The organism is Mycetocola tolaasinivorans, from assembly GCF_003667565.1.
GTDB lineage: Bacteria > Actinomycetota > Actinomycetes > Actinomycetales > Microbacteriaceae > Mycetocola > Mycetocola tolaasinivorans.
Window position 1 is genome coordinate 14400 of the sequence record NZ_RCUX01000016.1, and the last position, 18889, is coordinate 33288.

General features: G+C 65.6%; 28 protein-coding genes. 22 read left to right on the plus strand and 6 right to left on the minus strand.

Annotated elements, in window-relative coordinates:
- The first annotated feature begins 201 nt into the window (after positions 1–201).
- The 17 genes from D9V32_RS15025 (at position 202) to D9V32_RS15105 (ending at position 11435) form a co-directional block, all read left to right on the plus strand.
- Positions 202–1506: a bifunctional folylpolyglutamate synthase/dihydrofolate synthase gene (locus D9V32_RS15025; RefSeq protein WP_245982364.1), complete on the plus strand. Its 1305-nt coding sequence runs from the start codon at positions 202–204 to the stop codon at positions 1504–1506.
- A gap of 2 nt (positions 1507–1508) precedes the next feature.
- Positions 1509–1895 (plus strand): DUF4233 domain-containing protein, encoded by a 387-nt coding sequence (locus D9V32_RS15030; RefSeq protein WP_121649734.1) that lies wholly within the window; start codon positions 1509–1511, stop codon positions 1893–1895.
- A gap of 596 nt (positions 1896–2491) precedes the next feature.
- Positions 2492–2890 (plus strand): lactococcin 972 family bacteriocin, encoded by a 399-nt coding sequence (locus D9V32_RS15035; protein ID WP_121649735.1) that lies wholly within the window; start codon positions 2492–2494, stop codon positions 2888–2890.
- Between the two features lie 17 nt (positions 2891–2907).
- Positions 2908–4845, plus strand: coding sequence for a hypothetical protein (locus D9V32_RS15040; protein ID WP_147440503.1), 1938 nt, complete (start codon positions 2908–2910; stop codon positions 4843–4845).
- Between the two features lie 8 nt (positions 4846–4853).
- The gene (locus tag D9V32_RS15045; protein WP_121649737.1) at positions 4854–5510 is read left to right on the plus strand and encodes an ABC transporter ATP-binding protein; all 657 of its coding nucleotides are present in this window, start codon (positions 4854–4856) and stop codon (positions 5508–5510) included.
- A 127-nt stretch (positions 5511–5637) separates the two neighbouring features.
- Complete coding sequence (locus D9V32_RS15050) at positions 5638–6102, plus strand: Asp23/Gls24 family envelope stress response protein (RefSeq protein ID WP_121649738.1); 465 nt, start codon at positions 5638–5640, stop codon at positions 6100–6102.
- Entirely contained in the window at positions 6099–6290 is a 192-nt protein-coding gene (locus D9V32_RS15055) for a DUF2273 domain-containing protein (RefSeq protein WP_121649739.1), read from the plus strand. The genes D9V32_RS15050 and D9V32_RS15055 overlap by 4 nt, the downstream gene beginning before the upstream one ends.
- A complete protein-coding gene (locus tag D9V32_RS15060) occupies positions 6287–6634 on the plus strand; it encodes a hypothetical protein (RefSeq protein WP_121649740.1) in 348 nt (115 codons plus the stop codon). The genes D9V32_RS15055 and D9V32_RS15060 overlap by 4 nt, the downstream gene beginning before the upstream one ends.
- Positions 6631–7197, plus strand: a complete 567-nt coding sequence (locus D9V32_RS15065; RefSeq protein WP_121649741.1) for a hypothetical protein — start codon at positions 6631–6633, stop codon at positions 7195–7197. Before D9V32_RS15060 ends, D9V32_RS15065 begins: the two co-directional genes overlap by 4 nt.
- A complete protein-coding gene (locus D9V32_RS15070) occupies positions 7194–7808 on the plus strand; it encodes a hypothetical protein (RefSeq protein WP_121649742.1) in 615 nt (204 codons plus the stop codon). The genes D9V32_RS15065 and D9V32_RS15070 overlap by 4 nt, the downstream gene beginning before the upstream one ends.
- A gap of 26 nt (positions 7809–7834) precedes the next feature.
- The gene (locus D9V32_RS15075) at positions 7835–8050 is read left to right on the plus strand and encodes a hypothetical protein (RefSeq protein ID WP_121649743.1); all 216 of its coding nucleotides are present in this window, start codon (positions 7835–7837) and stop codon (positions 8048–8050) included.
- A gap of 57 nt (positions 8051–8107) precedes the next feature.
- On the plus strand, positions 8108–8281 hold the full coding sequence (locus tag D9V32_RS15080; RefSeq protein WP_121649744.1) for a CsbD family protein: 174 nt from the start codon (positions 8108–8110) through the stop codon (positions 8279–8281).
- Positions 8282–8458: 177 nt separating this feature from the next.
- On the plus strand, positions 8459–9025 hold the full coding sequence (locus D9V32_RS15085) for an RNA polymerase sigma factor (RefSeq protein WP_121649745.1): 567 nt from the start codon (positions 8459–8461) through the stop codon (positions 9023–9025).
- The gene (locus D9V32_RS15090) at positions 9022–9654 is read left to right on the plus strand and encodes an Asp23/Gls24 family envelope stress response protein (protein WP_121649767.1); all 633 of its coding nucleotides are present in this window, start codon (positions 9022–9024) and stop codon (positions 9652–9654) included. Before D9V32_RS15085 ends, D9V32_RS15090 begins: the two co-directional genes overlap by 4 nt.
- Positions 9651–10100, plus strand: a complete 450-nt coding sequence (locus tag D9V32_RS15095) for a hypothetical protein (RefSeq protein WP_121649746.1) — start codon at positions 9651–9653, stop codon at positions 10098–10100. Before D9V32_RS15090 ends, D9V32_RS15095 begins: the two co-directional genes overlap by 4 nt.
- Positions 10101–10146: 46 nt before the next feature.
- Entirely contained in the window at positions 10147–10392 is a 246-nt protein-coding gene (locus tag D9V32_RS15100; RefSeq protein ID WP_121649747.1) for a helix-turn-helix domain-containing protein, read from the plus strand.
- Positions 10389–11435 carry a Clp protease N-terminal domain-containing protein gene (locus D9V32_RS15105; protein WP_121649748.1) on the plus strand — a complete coding sequence of 349 codons (1047 nt, stop codon included), beginning with the start codon at positions 10389–10391 and terminating at the stop codon, positions 11433–11435. The genes D9V32_RS15100 and D9V32_RS15105 overlap by 4 nt, the downstream gene beginning before the upstream one ends.
- Here the strand turns inward: D9V32_RS15105 and D9V32_RS15110 are convergent.
- Positions 11432–12256: a CPBP family intramembrane glutamic endopeptidase gene (locus tag D9V32_RS15110; RefSeq protein ID WP_121649749.1), complete on the minus strand. Its 825-nt coding sequence runs from the start codon at positions 12254–12256 to the stop codon at positions 11432–11434. The two genes, D9V32_RS15105 and D9V32_RS15110, sit on opposite strands and share 4 nt — an antisense overlap.
- 195 nt (positions 12257–12451) lie before the next feature.
- Here D9V32_RS15110 and D9V32_RS15115 point away from each other — a divergent pair, with 195 nt between their 5' ends.
- Together D9V32_RS15115 and ndk are read left to right on the plus strand one after the other, a co-directional pair.
- A complete protein-coding gene (locus D9V32_RS15115) occupies positions 12452–12721 on the plus strand; it encodes a DUF4175 domain-containing protein (protein ID WP_147440504.1) in 270 nt (89 codons plus the stop codon).
- A gap of 117 nt (positions 12722–12838) precedes the next feature.
- On the plus strand, positions 12839–13255 hold the full coding sequence (gene ndk / locus D9V32_RS15120) for a nucleoside-diphosphate kinase (RefSeq protein WP_121649751.1): 417 nt from the start codon (positions 12839–12841) through the stop codon (positions 13253–13255).
- 66 nt (positions 13256–13321) lie between these two features.
- Here the strand turns inward: ndk and D9V32_RS15125 are convergent, their stop codons facing one another.
- Positions 13322–14269 carry an Lrp/AsnC family transcriptional regulator gene (locus D9V32_RS15125; protein ID WP_183086349.1) on the minus strand — a complete coding sequence of 316 codons (948 nt, stop codon included), beginning with the start codon at positions 14267–14269 and terminating at the stop codon, positions 13322–13324.
- Positions 14270–14350: 81 nt separating this feature from the next.
- Here D9V32_RS15125 and D9V32_RS15130 point away from each other — a divergent pair, with 81 nt between their 5' ends.
- The gene (locus D9V32_RS15130) at positions 14351–15154 is read left to right on the plus strand and encodes an inositol monophosphatase family protein (RefSeq protein ID WP_220700722.1); all 804 of its coding nucleotides are present in this window, start codon (positions 14351–14353) and stop codon (positions 15152–15154) included.
- 47 nt (positions 15155–15201) lie between these two features.
- Here D9V32_RS15130 and D9V32_RS16305 read toward each other — a convergent pair whose 3' ends face one another.
- The 3 genes from D9V32_RS16305 to D9V32_RS15145 are packed head-to-tail and all read right to left on the minus strand — an operon-like array spanning position 15202 to position 17242.
- Complete coding sequence (locus tag D9V32_RS16305; protein WP_245982362.1) at positions 15202–15990, minus strand: hypothetical protein; 789 nt, start codon at positions 15988–15990, stop codon at positions 15202–15204.
- A complete protein-coding gene (locus D9V32_RS15140) occupies positions 15987–16877 on the minus strand; it encodes an ABC transporter ATP-binding protein (protein WP_121649753.1) in 891 nt (296 codons plus the stop codon). The genes D9V32_RS16305 and D9V32_RS15140 overlap by 4 nt, the downstream gene beginning before the upstream one ends.
- The gene (locus D9V32_RS15145) at positions 16874–17242 is read right to left on the minus strand and encodes a GntR family transcriptional regulator (protein WP_121649754.1); all 369 of its coding nucleotides are present in this window, start codon (positions 17240–17242) and stop codon (positions 16874–16876) included. The genes D9V32_RS15140 and D9V32_RS15145 overlap by 4 nt, the downstream gene beginning before the upstream one ends.
- Positions 17243–17333: 91 nt before the next feature.
- On the opposite strand from D9V32_RS15145, the gene D9V32_RS15150 reads away from it, so the two are divergent.
- Complete coding sequence (locus D9V32_RS15150) at positions 17334–17993, plus strand: DsbA family oxidoreductase (RefSeq protein WP_121649770.1); 660 nt, start codon at positions 17334–17336, stop codon at positions 17991–17993.
- Positions 17990–18166, plus strand: a complete 177-nt coding sequence (locus D9V32_RS16310) for a hypothetical protein (protein WP_183086350.1) — start codon at positions 17990–17992, stop codon at positions 18164–18166. Before D9V32_RS15150 ends, D9V32_RS16310 begins: the two co-directional genes overlap by 4 nt.
- Positions 18167–18241: 75 nt before the next feature.
- Here D9V32_RS16310 and D9V32_RS15155 read toward each other — a convergent pair whose 3' ends face one another.
- On the minus strand, positions 18242–18841 hold the full coding sequence (locus D9V32_RS15155; RefSeq protein WP_121649755.1) for a vitamin K epoxide reductase family protein: 600 nt from the start codon (positions 18839–18841) through the stop codon (positions 18242–18244).
- Between the last annotated feature and the right edge of the window lie 48 nt (positions 18842–18889).

Consider the following 18889-nt stretch of genomic DNA (forward strand, 5'->3'; position numbering starts at 1 on the left):
ACTCACTCCTCCAACGAACCCGAACTCCCGGCCGACGCCGGTGCCGAGGATGCGGCGGAACTCGCCGCGCTTTCGGGACCGCTGGGTCTTCCCGTCTCCGATCCGTCGGACATCGCGGATGACGCCGACGCCGATGTGGACGAGGAGATCCTGAACAGCGAGTTTGACACCGACCGCGCCGCGGCCGTGTTTGCGAAGCTGATGGAGCGCACCGGCGAGGTGGCTCCCGAGCCGCGCCTCGACGCCACCGCCCGCGTGCTGGAGCTGCTGGGCGACCCACAGCACCAGGTGCCCGTGATCCAGATCACCGGCACCAACGGCAAGACCAGCACCTCGCGCATGATCGAGTCGCTGCTGCGGGCCCACGGCCTGCGCACCGGACTCTTCACGAGCCCGCACCTGGTGCACTTCACCGAGCGCATCTGCATCGACGGCAAGCCGATCGCGCACGCCACCGTGGCGGACAACTGGGATGACATCGAGCCGTTCCTGGAGCTGGTGGACGCCGAGCTGGAGGCCAAGGGCGAGCCCCGGATCACCTTCTTTGAGGCCGTCACCATCCTCGGTTTCGCGTGCTTCGCCGACGCCCCGGTCGACGTGGCCGTGGTCGAGGTGGGCATGGGCGGTACGTGGGATTCCACCAACGTCGCCAACGCGCAGATTGCCGTGCTGACCCCCGTGGATCTTGACCACGTGGGCAAGCTGGGCCGCAACATCGCCGAGATCGCCGCAACCAAGGCGGGCATCATCAAGCCCGGTGCGATCGTGGTGTCGGCGAAGCAGAAGCCCGAGGCGCTCGCGCAGATCGAGGCCCGCGCGGCCGAGGTTGGCGCGACCGTGGTGCTGCAGGACCGCGACTTCGAACTGACCGAGGACATCGTGGCCGTGGGTGGTCAGCAGATCACCGTGCGTGGCCGTGCGGCGACCTATAGCGAGCTGTACCTGCCGTTCTACGGCGACCACCAGGCGCAGAACGCGTCGGTGGCGATCACCGCCGTCGAGGCGTTCCTCGGCGACGGAGAGCGCCCGCTGGGTGAGGACCCGCTGACCGAGGGCCTGGCCCTCGCCACCAGCCCGGGCCGTCTGCAGCTCATCGGCACCGACCCCACCATCCTGGTGGATGCCGCCCACAACCCGCACGGCGCTCGTTCGCTGCGCGCGGCCATTGAGCGCTACTTCGACGTGGATGAGGTGGCCCTGGTCGCCGGAATCCTCTCGGATAAGGACGCCGCGGGAATCTTCCGCGAGCTGGCCCCGATCGTGACCACCGCACTGATCACCCGGTCGAGCTCCGAGCGTTCCACCGATGTGGACGCCCTCGCTCGCATCGCCCAGCATGAGCTCCCGGACACCCTGGTGGCCCCCTATGAGGAGCTCGTTGACGCCCTGATCGCCGCCCGCGAGTGGGCCGATGAGGCGCCGCGCCGCATGGTGGTCGTGACCGGGTCGATCGTGCTGGGCGGCGAGGCGATCGAGATCGCCGCCGACCGCGAGTGGAAGGCATAGGCATGGCAACGCGTGTGCGCCGTCAGCGTGGTGTCAAGGAGTCGCTGCTCTCGATCATTCTCGGCTTCCAGATCATCATCGTGGGCCTCGCTGCCCTCCTGGTGTTTGGCCTGAAGGCCTCACCGGGCGAACCCTGGTACGCCCTCGTGGCCGGTGGCGTGGTGGTCGTGATCATGCTGATCGCCCTGGGTACCCTGCGCTCCCCGCTGGGGGAATACCTCGGCTGGTTTGTGCAGCTCTGCATGGTTGCCGCGGGCTTCCTTGTGGGCGAGATCTGGGTGGTCGCGGCGATGTTCCTCGCGCTCTGGATTTTTGGTGTCTACAAGGGCACCCAGCTTGATGACCGCAACGCCGCGTTCCGCGCGGCGCAGGAGGCCGCCGGCGAATAGTCGCCGCGCCTCGCTTTCCGCCGCCGCGGTGCCGCTCCTTCGGGAGGGGCACCGCGGCGGTTTTTCATTGTCTCCGATCGATCCGTGATGCGTGGCGTGCAACGTTCAGGACAGAAGTTGGCGGCGAATATCGCGTATCGATAAGTGCGCTGAGGCTGGTGCTTTCGAAAGCTCCTCGGGCTGAGCGAAATCAAGTGTTTGCGCAGCGTAATGCTTGTTCGCCCTTCGTTGAACATGTCCCACGGGGTGGGCCTCCAGAAGCATGGTCAGGCAAATTGTTCCGCGAATCTGCGCGAATTCCTGACTTTTTGTTGGAGCGCAGGGAGCTGCGGATGTCTCCGTCGGCGTATACCCCGCCAGGAGCGTCTCTGATGCCTTTCGCCCAGCCACGGTGTGTCCGAGTCTTGGCCGGGTTCTCCGCTTTGTCCGCGACTTAGAAGACTTTTTCCGAGATGTAGTTGGAAACTCGCGGAATCCTGCGGGGGATGCATCATTGCGGTCCGGAGATTTCAGAAAACTCAGGCTCACAGTCTCTCGTCTGCGTAGCGTGCCACTACGGGCATCGTACGGATGGCCGCCAATTGAAAGGAAGTAAAATGAAACACGTTCGAGGTTTAGGAATCTCGGCAGTTGCAGCCGTGGCGTTGCTAGTACCGTTGCTCGTGCCGGTCGGCGCGAGTGCCGTGGCGTCGGTTGCCACCACGGAAGTAGAATCCACGGTTGCTGATTCGCAACGAGAAGCCAGCGCGCTGTGGCTGAGCAATGGAGTTACGAGACAGTATCCGGCTGTGGGAGGCGTCTGGGAGTACGGTTTCTGGAACGCTGCGATTCGGTCGTACTACACGGTGAATCGCGTTCACGGGAGCACGGTTGTGCTGAACCGCACCGAAGTCGTGAGAAGCATTGATACGGCTCCGAACTATAGATCGGTTGCAGAGAAGTTTGCTCTTAACTATTGGGGAAATAATGACGCGTACTATTACCGCGTCCATTAGCAAGAGAGTTCCGATCAGTGCGTAAGCGTGGGGTGGCGGGAATTGCGGCGGTGGTCTGTCTCCTGGCCGTGGTTCTCGCTGCCCTCATGACGGATCTGCGGGACCGCGCACTGCCCGAGGCGCTGGGGGCACGTGCGAGTATCACCGTGATGTATCCGACCGGATCGAACGACGATGCCCAACTCCGGGCAGAGCTGGCCGAGGCGAGTGCACGGTTTGGGCTGGGGCTCGTTCGTGCCCTTCCCGAGGTCGAGGCGGGCAGCGGTGCCGTCTATGCTCTGCTGGAGCGGGCCGATTCCTCCACCGAACCGGTGCCGAGATTTGGCACGCTTCCCGATGCCCGGCTGTATGGTTCGGCGCGACTCGACGCGAGTCCCACGGCAGGGGAATACCTCGTGACGGGGCAGTCTCCCGATCGCGTCGGGTTTACCGCATGGGCAGAATCCTCCGGTATTGATATCGAATGGAAGCAGGACTCTCCGTTGGAAATGGCTCGCCTCCTGGTGAGCCAACCGAGCTTCCTCGCGGCGTTGTTCGCCGTGCTGGGCCTCGTCACGGTTGCGCTCATTGGGTGGCTGACCGTTCGCTCGCGGGGCAGGGCGCTGAGCGTGTTTGCCGGCATCCAACCGGGCCGGAGCGCGCTCTCGGATCTTCGTACCTTCAGCGGTGTTTTTCTCGGCACGTCCGGTGTGCTCGTGGCGGCGACAATGGTGGCCGTGGGCGTGGCGCGTGGATGGGTGTTTGCTCCGCGGTTTGGCCTGGTGGTCGGTATCGGCATCGCTCTCTCCTGGATCGTGGCGGTACTGATCGGTGCAGTGCTCCTGCGTGCATCCGTCCCCACGGCAGCATCGCTCGTTTCACGGGTACCGCCCATGCGTTCCCTCGGCCGTGCGGGGGCCATCGCACGGCTCGTGCTCCTGGCAATGGTCCTCATCTCCATCTCGCCGGCGTGGGCCACGCAGGCCCGTGCCGGTGAGTCCGCGCGCCAGCTCTCGCAGTGGCAAAGCCTGGGGGACCGAGTGGAACTCGTGGTGACCGGCGTCACCGAGGTGCAGTGGCAAGAACTCAGCCCGCGTCTCGGGAACCTCCTCCGCACCGCCGATGAGCGCGGCGTTGCGGCACTCTCGACGGTCTGGGACCGCTCGCGCCTTGACGAGTACGGAATCACGCCTGAGACGCCGCCCTCGATCATGTTTGCCACACCGACCTGGTTCCCTGACGCCCGGCTCCCGGATGGTGAGCGTGTGCAACCGTCACCCTCCGTGGCCGCGAGGTACCAGCAGGAACTTGAAATCTGGGCGGTGGATGCCCAGACTGCGGCCACGCTGAGCGCAAACCTCATCTTCATCGTTCCCCCTCTCGATGCCGACGTCCTGGGTGTGGGACTCGGTAACGCCACCCTCGAGGCACGACCCGGCGTGCACATCGCGGTCTTCGATTCGTTTGCGCCGTTTAAGAGCGACATTCTTGCCTCACTTGCGACCACCGGAAACATCGTCCTGAGCGACCTCGCCACGGCTCAGGCGCTGATTCAGGAGTTTGGGCTCACCGGCGAGGTACGTGCACGCTACATCGCCGAAAATGGTCTGATGCACGCGCAGTTCGCCGCGGGTTTTGCTGCGCTCACCGCGGCCTCACTCGCCGCACTGATTCTGGGCCTTCTCCTGGCGTCGTCCATCGGCGCCAGAATCCACGCCGAGGTGAACGCCCGCATCGATCATCCCCTGCGCGTGGCCGGGGTCTCACCACTTCGAGTCGTTGCTGCACGTGTGCGACGCGAGAGCGTTCAGGGCGTCGTGGTCATCGCCGTTGTGGGAACACTCGTGGTGCTAACCGCTCAGCCCGGTGCCTGGCTGGTTGTCCTCGTGGGGGCCGCCGCGCTCGCCCTCTCCCCACTGACCCACCTCATCGCGGGCCAGCGTACGTTTATCATCCTGCGCCGCAGGCTCATCTAGGAGAACACATGCTCATCGATGCACGAGACCTCCAGGTTCGCCTGGGTGACCACACCCTGATCCAGGGGGTGTCGGTCCGCTGCGAGCCGGGAAAGATCACGGCGATCTCCGGGCCGAGTGGGAGCGGGAAGACCACGCTGCTGCATGCCCTAGGTCTTCTGATTCCGGTATCCCACGGCTCCCTGTTGCTCGATGGGCGTGAAGCCGCCCGTGCGAGTGAGCGTGAACGCCGGGCGTTTTGGCGGGAGCACACGGCGTTCGTCTTCCAGGACTACGGCACCATCGAAGACCGCAGCGTCGCCGCGAACACCGTTATGGCGCTGGGCCCGCTGGGAGGAACACAGCGGGGTGACCCCGACCGCCTGAGAAACGCGCTCGCCCAGGTCGGCCTTGCCGGACGCGAACGCGACCCCGCCGCCCGTCTCAGCGGTGGCGAAAAACAGCGGCTTGCCATTGCCCGAGCCATCTACCGTGATGCCCGCGTCATTTTGGCTGATGAACCCACGGCCTCACTCGATGCGGAGAATCGCGAACGCATCATTACCCTTCTGCGCACGCGGGCCGCTGCCGGGGCCACCGTGGTTATTGCGACCCATGATGAGGCGTTCGCTGACACCTGCGAGGCGAGGTTTCGATTCGATCCCTCCGTGAGCTCCCGCGGGTGACAACGGGGACTTAGGAAAAGATTCCAACTGTTTTGTGACGTTTGCTTCGCCCGATACGTCCTAGTTGTGTCGCCGCTTCACGCGACCCGCACCGCAGGGTGCGGACAGGATTGTAAAGGAGTTCATCATGGCCAACGTAACGGGAAACAGCATTCCTCAGCCCAAGATCGAGCAGACCGTCCCGGGCACCGCAGCCCTCGGCGGCAAAACCACAATCGATGACGGCGTCGTCGCCAAGATTGCCGGAATTGCCGCTCGCGAGGTGCCCGGGGTGTACGCCCTCGGTGGCGGTGCCGCCCGCGTGGTGGGTGCCATTCGCGACGCCCTGAACACCACCGACCTCACCCAGGGCATCAGTGTCGAGGTGGGCGAGAAGCAGGCCGCCGCCGACGTCACCATCGTTGCCGAATACCCGGTGTCGCTTCAGAAGGTCGCCGATGATGTGCGCGCGGCAATCTATCGCGCAATCGAAGACCTCGTGGGACTCGAGGTTACCGAGGTCAACGTGACCGTCAACGACGTACACATCCCCTCCGAAGATGACCACAAGGATGCGGAGCCCGCGGCTGCGCAGGAGGCACGAGTCCAGTGAGTAAGTCGGCCGTGGGGGCGGCTGCCGGGGCCGTCCTCGCCCTGACCTGGATCGTGCTCGGCTTCTGGGCCTTCGTGCTCGTCGCCGTCGCGATGCTCATCGGTGCGGCGATCGGCCGGATCGCGGATGGACGGCTGGACGTCCGCGCACTCGCGGACGTCTTCCGCGGACGGCGCTCATCGTCATGACCGCGGACGTCCGTGCCGAAACCGGTGAGCGCTCGCTTACCGGACGGACCACCGTCACGGGCCGGGCGCTCCAGCACCTCGCAATCGGAGTGGTGCGGGATGCCGCGCGAGTCTCCGCACAGGACATCACCGTCACCCTCTCCGACGATGCCGGCAACCTGAGGGCCGCGGTGACCGTGCCGGTCGCCCTCGGATCGCATCCCGGGGAAACCCTGATCATTCGGGGCGAAGCGCTTCGCGACGCGGTGATCCGCGGGTTGGAGACCCTCGCCGGCCGCACGGTCTCCACCGTAGATATCCGATATTCCGGCATTCGAGAGGTGCGCGAGAGGAGGGTCCTATGAGCGACAACACCGACGTATACACCCGCGTCCTGCGGCGCGAGAGTCACGACTCCCGCACGGCACCCGCGGTGGTGACCGCCGCTATCCTGATCCTCCTACTCGCGGGCCTCCTGGTACTCGGGATCTGGACACTCGTTGACGCCAAACTGGGGGATTCGATCGCCGGATTCCTCGCCGGGGAAAACACGACGCTCGACGCCGTCACGCTCTCGCTCGCTGCCGGGATCATTCTGGTCCTGCTCGCGATCGTGCTGATCTGGCTCGCTATTGTGCCCGGCCGTCGCGACCGACGCTCGCGATCCACCGCACGGCTCGCGATACTCGCCGACAACGGCGTACTCGCGGACGTTGTGGCCGATCGCATCGCCGAGCGCTGCGGACTCGACCGCGGCAACGTGTCGGTCCTGATCGGCAGATCTGCGTCGTCCGTGCACGTCACCCCGACCAGTGGCGTCCCGCTGGACTCCGCCGTGGTGGCGGACATCGCGACCGGCACCCTCGCGGCGGTGGGATTCGAGTCGAACGTGCGGGTTCGGATCGCAGACCGGGGAGTGGTGTCATGAACGCGACAAACCGCATCGTGAACCGGGCGCTCCTGCTCGTGACCGGCCTCGCCCTCGCCGCGGTGGGCATGCTTCTGCTGCTCGCCAGTGGAAGATTCCCCTGGCTCGATCCCGCCGCGGATGCCGTGGCTGAATGGGGTGATTCAGTGGGTGCCTGGGCAGGTTCGTTCCTGTTCGAGATTCCTGGCCTCGGCGAGGTCTCGGGAGGTCTGCTGATCGGGTTCGTCGCGGCCATCGTGCTGCTCGTCCTGCTCATCATCTTCCTCGCTACCCGCGGGGGAGGGCGCACCGGCACCGCGGCTCGACGTGAAACCGAGCGCGGGAATACCGAGATTGACGCCCGGCTTGCCGATGACCTGATTGCTGCTGTGCTGCGCGAAAGCACCGACGTGCTCTCCGCACACACCGGCGTGTATCGGGTGCGCCGTGCGCCAGCCATTCGCATCAGCCTCACGCTGCGCCGCGGCGCGCAGCTGCCCCGGGTCCTCGACTCCGTCGATGGTGCGCTCACCCGCTGGGACGCTCTCGTGGGACATGAGATTCCCGTTGTCCTGCACCTGCAGGGCCGGGGATGGCTGGATCGGTGGCGCTCCGCGACGCGGGTGCGCTAAGACCAAAACGCAAGAAAGGAAGCATTATGCCGAAGAATCTTCTCATCATCGCGATTCTCGTGGGGGCCGCATACTTTGTGGGCGTGCAGTCCGCGAAGAACCGCGGCAAAAACTACGAGGACCTCCGCCACCAGGTTGAGCGACTCTGGACGAGCCCGGACGCCAAAAAGGCGCGGCGCCGAATCGCCAAGAACGCCCAGAAGCAGGTCGACAAGACCCGCAAATCACTCATCGGAAACTAATCTTCGGTCGCCGTCCGGCGACCCCAGCACTACCAAACACCTCAAGGGAGTAGAACAATGAGCGCAGAAAACCGCATCAAGGCAGCCGCAGACACCGTCGTGGGCAAGGCCAAGGAGGTTATCGGAAACGTAACCGACAACGACAAGCTGGTTGCTGAGGGAAAGGCAGATCAGGTCAAGGGTGACGTGAAGGACACCGTTGAGGACGTCAAGGACGCCTTCAAGAAGTAGCGACGTGGGGGCGAACCGGAAGGTTCGCCCCCGTTCGCGTGGTCGTAAATAACATTTGTACAAGATTCTCTTGTTTCGGGAGAGCGGGCGGGAGAGGATGGGTCCACGGAGGCTGTGGCCGCGCACCGGGTGCGCGGATCTCGCCGCCGCAGACTCATCGACTGAGGGGGACGGGGAATGAGTGGTGAACGCTTCGCAGGGGCCTTGGACAGCGCCGATGATCGCATCGTCGCCGGCCGGGCCGCTGACGGTGACACCGTCGCTTTCGCGGTGCTGGTGCGGCGGTATACGCCGATGATGCGCGCCTATGCTCGCCGCATCCTGCCCGGCAGCGCCGAGGTTGACGATGTCGTGCAGGACACCTTCATCACCGCCTGGGGCCAACTGCCCGAGCTGGAGAACCCCGAGCGGGTGAAGAGCTGGCTGATGCGGATCACGAGCCGTAAGGCGGTGGATCGCCTGCGGAGCTCCCGGCCACACGCGGATATCGATCTTTTGGAGCCCGTCGCGCCTCCCTTTGCGACACCGCCGCGTCGGGTCGAGGCCCGTGCGGGTGTTGCGGCCCTGAGTGCGGCACTGCAAGAATTGCCGGATGCGCAGCGGGAGTGCTGGGTCCTGCGGGAGCTCGGCGAGTACGGATACGAGGAGATCGCCGAGGAGCTGGATCTTCCGCTGTCCACCGTTCGTGGGCTCCTTGCCCGCGCGCGAAAATACATCCTCGTGCGGATGGAGCAGTGGCGATGACCGGTGACGAGAGCATGGAACTGAAAACCCTGGGTGTGGAACCGGAAGACCTCGACGGTTTTACGATCGAGGATCTCGCGGACTACCTGGATGCCGATCGCACGCCACCCAACCCGGCGATCGAGGAGTCTGCCGGCTGTCGCCTGGCACTGGACGCCCTCGAGCGCCTGCGCGGCATGACACCCGACCTGCGCGCCTCCGATGAGGCGGCTGAACTCGCCGCGGACGACACCTGGGTGCAGGGAATCCTCGCCGGTATCGCGCTGGATGCCCGTGCGGGCAGACGCATTCCGCTTGCCGATGAGGGGCTTGGGGGAGACCTGGCGATTACCGAGGGGGCCGTTCGTGGCCTCATTCGTGCGGCCGAAACGGTGGTGCCGGGTGTTCTGGTAGGGCGCTGTCACCTCGACGGTGACGTGACCGAGCCCGGTGCGCCGGTGCTCATCCGGTTGGAGGTCGGCGTGACGTATGGGCTGCCCATCCCGGCCATGGTCGAGCGCCTGCGAGCGGAGATTGGTCTGCGCCTGCGCGCTCACACCGATCTTGTGATAACCGGCATCGATATTGCCGTTCACGATGTTCAGCTGCGTGAATCAAATGCAGACGCAGCAACCGAGGGGGAGCGATGAGCGTGTCACACGAGGGTCTGGCCGGTGTCGAAGGCGTGCCTGTCGAAGGCGTGCCTGTCGGAGGGATCGAGTCCGCGGCTGAGATTGAGGCGCAGATCGAGGCCGCGGTGCGCGCCGTACCCGGGGTTTCCGCGGTTTTTCCGGCGAGTTCTACGGCCTCACGCGTGGTTGAGGCGGGGGCCAGGCTGCTGGGGATTCGGCAGGATGCGCCCGCCTCGGTGGTGCTCGAACGGATGCCCGCGGGGGTTGTCGTCGCCGTGGCTATTGGGATTCGAGCATCGGCGAGTGCCTCCGATACCGCTCGGGCCGCACATGCGGCGGTGTACGCGCTGCTGTTCGGTCAGGGCATCGAGATTTCGGACGTCCGGATCACGGTGGTGCACATCGATAACGGGCATTCGGATGCTCCGTCACCCGATCCCTCGGGCCCGACGCCCACAAAATAAGCAACCGGGGTTGACGGACTGAGTTGGAGCAACGTAGGTTGACAGTATGGAACCACAGCCCCTCGCATCCGTCGCGGCCGATACCACTGACCCGCGCGCCGGCCTGCGTGCCGTCACGACGCTGCGCACCCTCGCCGACACCCTGGAACTCGCACAGGTGGAGGCCGCGCTGCGCGCAGGCATGAACTGGCAGGACATCGCCGATGCTCTCGGGGTGAGCCGTCAGGCGGTGCACAAGAAGTACTCGAAGCGCATCGATCCCACCATCCACGTACCGAGGCGGAACCCATGAGCGGGATCATCGGCGCGGCCGGAGCCGCCCAGACCCTCTCGCTCGCGGCGATGGAGGAGGCCTCCCGCCAGGGGAAACGCGACACCGATATCGAGCACCTGCTGCTCGCACTCGCGCTGAGCGACCGCCCCGCGGGGAGTGCTCTGCGAGCGTGTGGCGTTTCACTCTCCGCGGTTCGCCGCGCGATTCGAGACCAGGAAGCCGCGGAGCTGGCCGCGCTCGGAATGAGCGTGCGGATGCCCGAGCCGGGGAGAATCGTGTTTCACGAAACCTCGGGTTATGCCTGGACCCGGCGCGCCGAGGCTCTGCTCTCGTCGGCAGCGAGCGCCCGCTCCGATTCGGAGGGCGCGGGATACACCGAGCGTGTTCTGACACTCCTGTTGGTCGAGCCCAGTGGGCGCGTGTCTGATGTGCTCGCGCGCTGTGGGACATCGACCGCCGAGGTTCGTCTCGCGCTCGCCGGAGATACGGGGAAAATACCCGCGGCTTCCTCAGCGCGCGCACGCATGGAGCTTGACGTGGCCGGAGCTGCGGGAACCCGGGGGTGGGTGTCCGGAACATCGGAGGTGTTTGTGCCCGCTGTGCCCGCCGACGTGTGGGCGCTCCTGGTGGACCCACTCCGGATTCCCGAGTGGTTTCCCGCTATCGGCACCGTGTCTGGACTGGCCGAGGATAAGGGACTCGAAGATAACGAAAGCTCGCGGCGCTGGTGGGCGCTCGCCCCGACCACGCGCCCGGATGGGAAATCGATACGCGTCAGGGAACAGTTTCGTCGCCGGACGGTGCAGATGATCGAGGCGCGCGCGGGGGAGAGCGTGCGCTGGCGCTTCGAATTTCCCGACGCTGCCCGGGCAGGAACGCAGGACATCGTGTGCGACCTACGCGAGGATGCCGGGGGAACGCGGGTGCGGCTCACCGCGCTCTGGGCGCGCCCGCAGGGGTGGTGCCGCCTGGTGGGCGTCCTTCTCTCGGGCCCGCGCCGACTGGTGATCTGGCTGAATCTCTTCCAGATCGGCGGCGCACTCAGCCGGGCTTTTCGCTAGATCGTGGCCGCTCGCGAGGCGAGCCCGGGTACCGCGGGCTTCGGGTCTCGAATGAACCAGACCAGGACGAGCGCCGCCGCGATGACCGCGAAGTTGCCGAGGCCGGCGATTGCCGTGAGCGGTGAATCCGCGGGAAACTCGGCCGCGAGGAAAATGGTGGGGTCGGTGGACGCGTGCAGCAGGATTGGCCAGATCAGGTTGCCGGTGACGCGCAGCGCGAGGTACATGCAGAGGCCAAATGCGAAGGTGTAGGCCAGCTGAATCACGGTCGCGAACAGCGACTGACCGGCGAGCAGGTTGCTCGCGTGCAGGGCGGCAAACACCGCGGAGGAGACCAGCGCCACGGTGAGCTCACGGTACCCGGCCTGTCGCAGCAGGCGGATCACGAGCCCGCGGGTGAGGACCTCCTCGGCAAAACCGATGAAGAGTCCCGCCAGTAGCCACGTGGCCACCACGCCGGGCCACGTGATCGCGTAGTCAATGCTGAAGAGGCGCAGGACGTTGAACATCAGGACCGCGATGACCGCGATCCACATCCAGCCCCGACCGGTCACGGTCTGGGTCTGGAACAGCGAGCCGAGCCAGCCCACCGACCAGGCAAACCCGATGAGGAGCGCCCCGCCCAGGATGAGCGGGAGGATGTAGCCCACCACAATCGCCGCGGCCGAGCCCTCCTCGACGCCGCCGGCCAGCGGGAGAAATACCAGGGACAGCACGTTGTAGAGCACGATGTATCCAGCCGCCAGCACGAGGGCGCGCCACCATCCGCCCCGGTTCCAAAAGTGTGTCCAGGAACTCTCCGGCCGTGCGGCTTCCGACATGTCTTTGCCCCCTTGGTGCGGTGCCCGTGTCCCGCTAGTGAGAATGTATCGCCCGCAGAGCACGGCGCAACACCCGCCTGAAACACTCTGATTACCCCAGTTCGAGGGCGTTTTCGGTGGCCGGTGCGGGCGGGATGCACGGGGTCTGCCAGTCTGGGAGTGCGCCCTGCGGCGCCTCAACCACCGGGGGATTTCTTGGGACTGACACCAACCGAGCACGCGTTTGTGCTGCGCCTCACCGCCCTCGTTCTGGCGGGGGTCGCCTGCTTCTTCCTGGCGCTCTGGGTGACCGGTAACGGGCCGATTCCGCTCTGGGTGAGCATCGGCATCGCTCCGGCATGGGGTGGGCTGGGCCTCGCCCTAATTTCACCGTTGCGACGCATTCTGCCGCCCGCATCCGCTCCACCGCTGCGCGACGCCGACGAGGGTGACGTGGAAGAAAGCTCGCCCACCCCTGCGTGCTAGGGCACACAACAGACACCGGATCGTTCGCCGCGCCGCCGTGGTTCCCCGTGACCCGGCGCGGCTTGTTATCGTGTCAGTGGGCTTTCGCCCTCCCCTTTTTAGACCTAGGAGGTCCCCATGGCCGTTGAAGAAACCCTCGTCCTCGTGAAGCCGGACGGCGTCGCTCGGAAGCTCAGTGGCGAGATCATCCGCCGGATCGAAGCCAAGGGCTACTCGGTTGTTGACCTGCGTATGGTGCAGCCGGAGCGTTCGCGCCTCGAGGCGCACTACGCTGAGCACCAGGGCAAGCCGTTCTACGAGCCCCTCGTCGCGTTCATGCTGGAGGGCCCGGTTGTAGCCATCCGCGTGGCCGGAGACCGCGTGATCGAGGGTTTCCGCGTCCTCGCCGGTACCACCGACCCGACCCTCGCCGCCCCCGGCACCATCCGTGGTGACTTCGGCCGCGACTGGGGTCTGGCCGTGCAGCAGAACCTCGTCCACGGTTCGGACAGCGTGGAGTCCGCCGAGCGTGAGCTGGGTCTCTGGTTCGACTAGTCGACACACAAAAACGGCACCCCGCGGGGTGCCGTTTTTTTGTTGGACGAAGAGCCGAGTATGGCCTCAGACCGCGTGGCGTCCGGGACGCTTAATCGCTGAGCCCACGATGATCGGTTCGATCTGGTCGATCGGGTACTCCGCAAGAACCGTGGTCATAAAGTGGTAGAGCGCCCCCAGATCGGCGAACCAGGCGGCGACGTTGAGCGAGAATGTGCCGGCAAGGGCGAGGGTTCCGTGCACGGCCGGATGTGTCGCGAGTGCTCGCCCCACGTCGTCGAGGTGCTGCGGGGGCAGACGGATCCAAAAGTTCACGTCGATCGGGAGGCCGAGCCGTGCCGGGTCGACGCTGACCTCATAGGCGAGTTGCCCCGTGTTTCGCAGCGTTGTGAGCCGCCGACGAACGGTCGAAACGGGGGCCTGAACGCGGTCGGCGACCCAGGTGGCACTCGCGCGTGGCTGCAGGGTGAGTGCGTCGATAATCGCCGCGTCACGCTCACCCACCGGTTGACCCTCCACTCGGGGATGCTGGGGGAGCGTGAGCGCGCTCCTCTCGTGATCACTCAGTGCGTCGAGGCGCCAGTCTTTTGCCTCGGAAAACACGTGCAGTATCGGATGGGCTTCGACGGCGGCGATCGCCCCGGTCTCCGGGAGTTGCCGGGTAATCAGCCTGCCCGCCGTGTCGGATTCCGTGATGAGCACGGCGGCCAGTTCGTCGCCGCCGATCGACGCGTCGATATACGCGATGTCGGTGCGTCTCGCGAGTGCGCGGGAGAGCTGTTCGAGTCGGCCACTGAGTATCCGAATCCGCAGCATGAGCGCGACCCGGGCGGGCTGCGGAGTGCGCGCGACCACCCGAACCGCCCCCGAGTCGAGCAGGTGATTGAGACGCCGACGGAGCGGCCTCGTCCCGAGGGTGAGCACACCAGCGAGGTGTTCAACGGTGGCGCGGGGGTCGCACTGCAGGGCCGCGATGATGCGCCGGTCGGTCCCGTCAAGTTCAACTTCGCTCATATTGGACATGATATTTGCCAATATCGCTTACTTTCAATGCTGCAATACGCCACGGAGCTCATGAGGATCGAGCATTGAGGCATGAATACCTCAGAACTTACCACTTCGGAATCGCTGGAGACACTCGCCGCCCTTGACATCGCCCTGCGTGCGGTGGGGCGGCACCTCCTGGCCCGCCCGGCGATCGCACCGATGCCCGATATGTCCGCATTCCGTCAGGAGTTCTCCGCGATGGAGAACGAGGTTGTGGCGATGCTGCGACCAGCGCTCTCGGCGCTCAATCCCGACGCCGCCTGGCTGGACGAACTCGCGCCGACCCGGGTGGCCGGGGATGCCTGGCTCGTCGACTCCGTGGATGGCGCGGTGCAGTACATGCGCGGGCTTCCTCAGTGGTGCCTGACGGCGACCCTGGTGCGCGACGGAGAGGCGGTGCTGACGGTGCTCCACAACCCGGTACTCAGTGAGACCTACGCCGCGGCGCTCGGCGCGGGCGCGTGGCGCAACGGGCGGCCAGTTTCGCCGGCCGCCACCGAGGATGTCGGTGTCGCGCTGGTGGCAACGAGCCAACCGCCCTTTGCCGCCGCCCAGCCCGAAGCCGTCGCGCTGGCCGGAGCTTCGCTCTCCCGGGCGCTCGGTTCGGTGGGAGCGGTGCGCAATCTCGGGCCGACGTCCTGGCAAATTGCGGACGTTGCCTCCGGTCGTCTCGATGCGTTCTGGGAGCACGGTGATGACCGCTCGAACCTCCTGGGAGCAACGCTGATCGCCCGCGAATCCGGGACGGTCGTGACCGATCTCGCCGGGGTGCCGTGGACCCCGGAGTCCGCATCCATCCTGGTCGCTGCTCCCGCGCTGCACGCACCCCTGTTGGGTGTGCTGAGCGCCTGAGCAAATGAGGGGCCCGCCCGGACTGTCGAGCGGGCCCGGGTAAACACCTAACGAATGATCGCTCGGCGCAGCATGCGCCAGGAGCCGAGGCTCGCGAGGATGATCATCACGCCCGCGGCCACGGCGAGCCACCAGGGGCGGAAGGCTGCGGCGATCTCGGCGGCCTGGGGAATCAGGATCAGGATGGCCACGATCAGAACCAGCCCGATGCCGATGCCCAGCAGGATCGGTCCGCGGTTGGAGAATCGGATCCACGCGGCACCAAACACCCCGGCGACAGTGAGGAGGGTGAGTGTACCCAGCAGCACGATCACGAAGGTGATGAGAAGGTTGCCGTAGCCCAGGATGAAAATATCGAAGATGTAGAACCCGATAAACCAGTGATCGGTCAGCAGCTCGATTGCGGTGAGCGCGGTGAGTACCGCGGCGAGGTAGGTGGCGACAATCAGGTTCCAGAGCAGCGTCCCGAGCGTGAATGAGCGGCGGGTTGAGCCGAGGGTGATGGCGAAGCGGAACGTGGTCGCGGTGGAGGCGACCCCCATGTAGCCGAGGAACCCGCCGAGGGCCCACACCAGGCCGGGGTTTGCCTGCGAGCCCGCGATCCAGCCCTCGGAACCCGGCTGACTGCCGGCTCGCCAGGATATTAGCGAGATCATGATCGACAGGAGCGCGACGACACCCACGTAGATGACCGGCAGCCCGAAGGTCATGATTCGACGGGTGAGGTGCAGGCGGGTGACCGCGAAGATGGGGTTCATGGTGAGTCCCTTCGAGTGTGTGCCAAGCGTGGACGTGGGGGCGATCGTCGGAGCCGTGGTGAGCAGCGTGGAGGTCATGCGCGTGCCTCCTCGGGGGTGCGTTCAGTGCCGTAGGCGGTCACGAGGTCGGCCACGCTGACCGGCAGAATACGGGCACCCGCCGCCTCGGCGCGGGCGATGAACTCGGTATCTGCCCGGCCGCGCACCGTTGCCGAGGCCAGCCCGGGGACGGTCTGTAGACGGAGCACATCGAGATCCGCCGTGAGGTCACGAATCACGTCATCGCGACCGCTCACCGCGAAGGCGAGGTCCGGGATGTCCTCAATGCCCGCATCGAGCAGGACCCTCCCTTCGTCGACGATGAGTACGCGGTCAAACAGGGATTCAGACTCCTCCACGTGGTGCGTGGAGAGGATGACCGTGCGCGGGTGCTCCGCAACATCGCGGACGAGCACCTCGTGAAAGTATCGGCGTGCGTTGACGTCGAGCCCCAGATACGGTTCGTCCATCAGTGTGAGCGGCGCTCGCGAGGCCACGCCCAGAATAATGGCGACGGCGGAGAGCTGGCCGCGCGAGAACTTCTTAATCGAGCGCCCACGCGGGACGCGGAAGCCTGCCACCAGCTGCTCGGCAAGCTCGGCATCCCAGTGCGGGAGGAAGCTCGGCGCAATCGACAGCACGTTGCGTACGTCGAAGTCATCCGGGTAGCGCTGGTTATCGCGCACCAGGTTGATCCCGGCGAGCGTGGCGGCGTGCTCAAACGGCGAGTGGCCGTTTACGCGCACGGTGCCCTCGGACGGGAGATCCTGCCCGGCAATGAGCGAGAGGAGTGTGGTCTTGCCCGCGCCGTTGCGGCCGAGGAGCCCGCAGATGCTGCCTGCGGGCAGACGGAGCGAGACGCTGTCGAGGGCGGTGTGGGCGCCGAAGCGACGCGTCACTCCCTCGAGGACGATGTGATCGGTCATGATGGTTCCTTTGCGATGGTGTCGCGGACGAGGCGCTCAATCTCGACGGGATCGAGACCGAGGAGGCGGGCTTCGCGAACCAGGGGTTCAACGAAGTCGGCACGCAGCCGTTCCCGGCGCTGTGCGAGCAGGAGCTCGCGTGCCCCGGGGGCCACGAAGATGCCGATTCCGCGCTTCTTATAGAGGGCTCCCTGCTCAACCAGCAGGTTGACGCCCTTGGATGCGGTGGCCGGGTTCAGATCAAAAAACACGGCCAGGTCGGTCGCCGAGGGCACCGCCGACTCCTCCGGGTAGGTTCCGGAGACGATGTCGTCGGCCAGCCGGGTGGCGAGCTGCTGAAAGAGGGGAGTGGTACCTGTGAACACATCACCACTCTAGTCCATTAGTTGACTAATGGACCAGTGGAGTGCGAATTCTTTCGGGAATGAATTTCCGGACTCCGTGGTTGCCCTGGGTATGACTGAACCCATCAAGGTAGACATCTGGTCCGATATCGCATGCCCCTGGTGCTTCATCGGCAAGCGCAAGTTCGAGGCCGGCGTCGCCGCATTCGCCGCGGGCTCCGACACCCCGGTCGAGGTGGAGTACCACTCGTTCGAGCTGGCCCCCGATACCCCCGTCGACTTCGACGGCAGCGAGCTCGACTTCCTCGTGAATCACAAGGGCATGCCCGCCGAACAGATCACCGAGATGCTTGGCCGCGTGACGGGCATCGCCGCCCAGACCGGCCTCGAATTCAACTTCGATAAGCTGCGCCACACCAACACCGTGCTCGCGCACCAGGCACTGCACTTCGCGAAGGCGCACGGCAAGCAGCGCGAGCTCGCCGAGGTGCTGTTCCGTGCCTACTTCACCGATGGTAAGCACGTGGGCAACATCGCCGATCTCGCCGAGCTGGGTGCCACCGTCGGCCTCGACGCCGCCGAGCTGACCGCCGCCCTCGAGACCGACCGCTACCTCGCCGATGTGCGCGCCGACCAGGCCCAGGCCCAGGGGTACGGCATCCAGGGCGTGCCGTTCTTCGTAATCGACGGCAAGTATGGCGTGTCGGGAGCGCAGGAGGCCCAGGCCTTCGAGCAGGTTCTCACCCAGGTCAGCGCGGAGCGCGGGGCATGAGCGCCCCGTTCACGCTGATTGGCGACCCTGCGGCAGAGGCCTGCGGGCCTGACGGCTGCGCGATCCCGGCGACGCACCCCGCGCTCTCCGAGGCGCAAACCGCCGGGATCGATGCGGTCACGAGCGAGGCGACGGCGCATGATTCAGTATCGAACTCGAACGAGCCGCGGTAGTTCGTACACGAAAAACACCGTGCCCCCAGCTCTGGGGGCACGGTGTTTTTTATCTACTCGGCGACACGCCCGAGGTTAGAGGTACGAGATGACGTCCAGTCGGAATTGAGCGATCAGCGCCACGATGATATAGCAGGCCAGGACGATCGGAATGATCCACTGGAGCAGTCCGGTCGCGACGCGTCGCACGGACTCTCCGCCGCCCAGACGACCCTCACGGAGGTTCACCAGTGTCACCACGAGGAACGTGGGGATCATGACCGCCCACGTCCACATGCAGTACACGCAGAGGGTGCCGAGGTCGAAGATCGACTGCGAAATCAGCCAGATGACAAAGACGATTCCGCCGAGCATGCCCACGTTGAAGAGGATCCAGAACCAGCGGGCGAAGCGCGCCCCGGCCAGCAGGGCAACCCCCACGACAATCGGCGCAATCCAGGCGGCCAGTCCGATGATGGGGTTGGGAAAGCCAAATACCGAACCCTGCCAGGAACTCAGGTTTGCCCCACACTGCACGACCAGGCTGAAATCGCAGCTCAGCGCAGCCTTGGGGTTTTCCAGGTTGGCGATCTTCTCCATCGTCAGGATGAATGCGGGGATCCAGCCCAGGATGCCCGCCACGATCAGGTAGGAGGCGAACAGGCGTGGTGGACGCGTCGTTTCGGTGCTGGTCATGACTGGAATTATGGCATATCGGATTGGGAAAAAGGTCATGCCTTGCGC

Excerpts from the sequence above, each read along its gene's own strand:
- D9V32_RS15025 (WP_245982364.1), top strand. The coding sequence starts at position 202 with ATGGAGCGCACCGGCGAGGTGGCTCCCGAGCCGCGCCTCGACGCCACC.
- D9V32_RS15030 (WP_121649734.1), top strand. The coding sequence starts at position 1,509 with ATGGCAACGCGTGTGCGCCGTCAGCGTGGTGTCAAGGAGTCGCTGCTC.
- D9V32_RS15035 (WP_121649735.1), top strand. The coding sequence starts at position 2,492 with ATGAAACACGTTCGAGGTTTAGGAATCTCGGCAGTTGCAGCCGTGGCG.
- D9V32_RS15045 (WP_121649737.1), top strand. The coding sequence starts at position 4,854 with ATGCTCATCGATGCACGAGACCTCCAGGTTCGCCTGGGTGACCACACC.
- D9V32_RS15050 (WP_121649738.1), top strand. The coding sequence starts at position 5,638 with ATGGCCAACGTAACGGGAAACAGCATTCCTCAGCCCAAGATCGAGCAG.
- D9V32_RS15060 (WP_121649740.1), top strand. The coding sequence starts at position 6,287 with ATGACCGCGGACGTCCGTGCCGAAACCGGTGAGCGCTCGCTTACCGGA.
- D9V32_RS15065 (WP_121649741.1), top strand. The coding sequence starts at position 6,631 with ATGAGCGACAACACCGACGTATACACCCGCGTCCTGCGGCGCGAGAGT.
- D9V32_RS15070 (WP_121649742.1), top strand. The coding sequence starts at position 7,194 with ATGAACGCGACAAACCGCATCGTGAACCGGGCGCTCCTGCTCGTGACC.
- D9V32_RS15075 (WP_121649743.1), top strand. The coding sequence starts at position 7,835 with ATGCCGAAGAATCTTCTCATCATCGCGATTCTCGTGGGGGCCGCATAC.
- D9V32_RS15080 (WP_121649744.1), top strand. The coding sequence starts at position 8,108 with ATGAGCGCAGAAAACCGCATCAAGGCAGCCGCAGACACCGTCGTGGGC.
- D9V32_RS15085 (WP_121649745.1), top strand. The coding sequence starts at position 8,459 with ATGAGTGGTGAACGCTTCGCAGGGGCCTTGGACAGCGCCGATGATCGC.
- D9V32_RS15090 (WP_121649767.1), top strand. The coding sequence starts at position 9,022 with ATGACCGGTGACGAGAGCATGGAACTGAAAACCCTGGGTGTGGAACCG.
- D9V32_RS15095 (WP_121649746.1), top strand. The coding sequence starts at position 9,651 with ATGAGCGTGTCACACGAGGGTCTGGCCGGTGTCGAAGGCGTGCCTGTC.
- D9V32_RS15100 (WP_121649747.1), top strand. The coding sequence starts at position 10,147 with ATGGAACCACAGCCCCTCGCATCCGTCGCGGCCGATACCACTGACCCG.
- D9V32_RS15105 (WP_121649748.1), top strand. The coding sequence starts at position 10,389 with ATGAGCGGGATCATCGGCGCGGCCGGAGCCGCCCAGACCCTCTCGCTC.
- D9V32_RS15110 (WP_121649749.1), bottom strand. The coding sequence starts at position 12,256 with ATGTCGGAAGCCGCACGGCCGGAGAGTTCCTGGACACACTTTTGGAAC.
- ndk (WP_121649751.1), top strand. The coding sequence starts at position 12,839 with ATGGCCGTTGAAGAAACCCTCGTCCTCGTGAAGCCGGACGGCGTCGCT.
- D9V32_RS15125 (WP_183086349.1), bottom strand. The coding sequence starts at position 14,269 with ATGAGCGAAGTTGAACTTGACGGGACCGACCGGCGCATCATCGCGGCC.
- D9V32_RS15130 (WP_220700722.1), top strand. The coding sequence starts at position 14,351 with ATGAATACCTCAGAACTTACCACTTCGGAATCGCTGGAGACACTCGCC.
- D9V32_RS16305 (WP_245982362.1), bottom strand. The coding sequence starts at position 15,990 with ATGACCTCCACGCTGCTCACCACGGCTCCGACGATCGCCCCCACGTCC.
- D9V32_RS15140 (WP_121649753.1), bottom strand. The coding sequence starts at position 16,877 with ATGACCGATCACATCGTCCTCGAGGGAGTGACGCGTCGCTTCGGCGCC.
- D9V32_RS15150 (WP_121649770.1), top strand. The coding sequence starts at position 17,334 with ATGACTGAACCCATCAAGGTAGACATCTGGTCCGATATCGCATGCCCC.
- D9V32_RS16310 (WP_183086350.1), top strand. The coding sequence starts at position 17,990 with ATGAGCGCCCCGTTCACGCTGATTGGCGACCCTGCGGCAGAGGCCTGC.
- D9V32_RS15155 (WP_121649755.1), bottom strand. The coding sequence starts at position 18,841 with ATGACCAGCACCGAAACGACGCGTCCACCACGCCTGTTCGCCTCCTAC.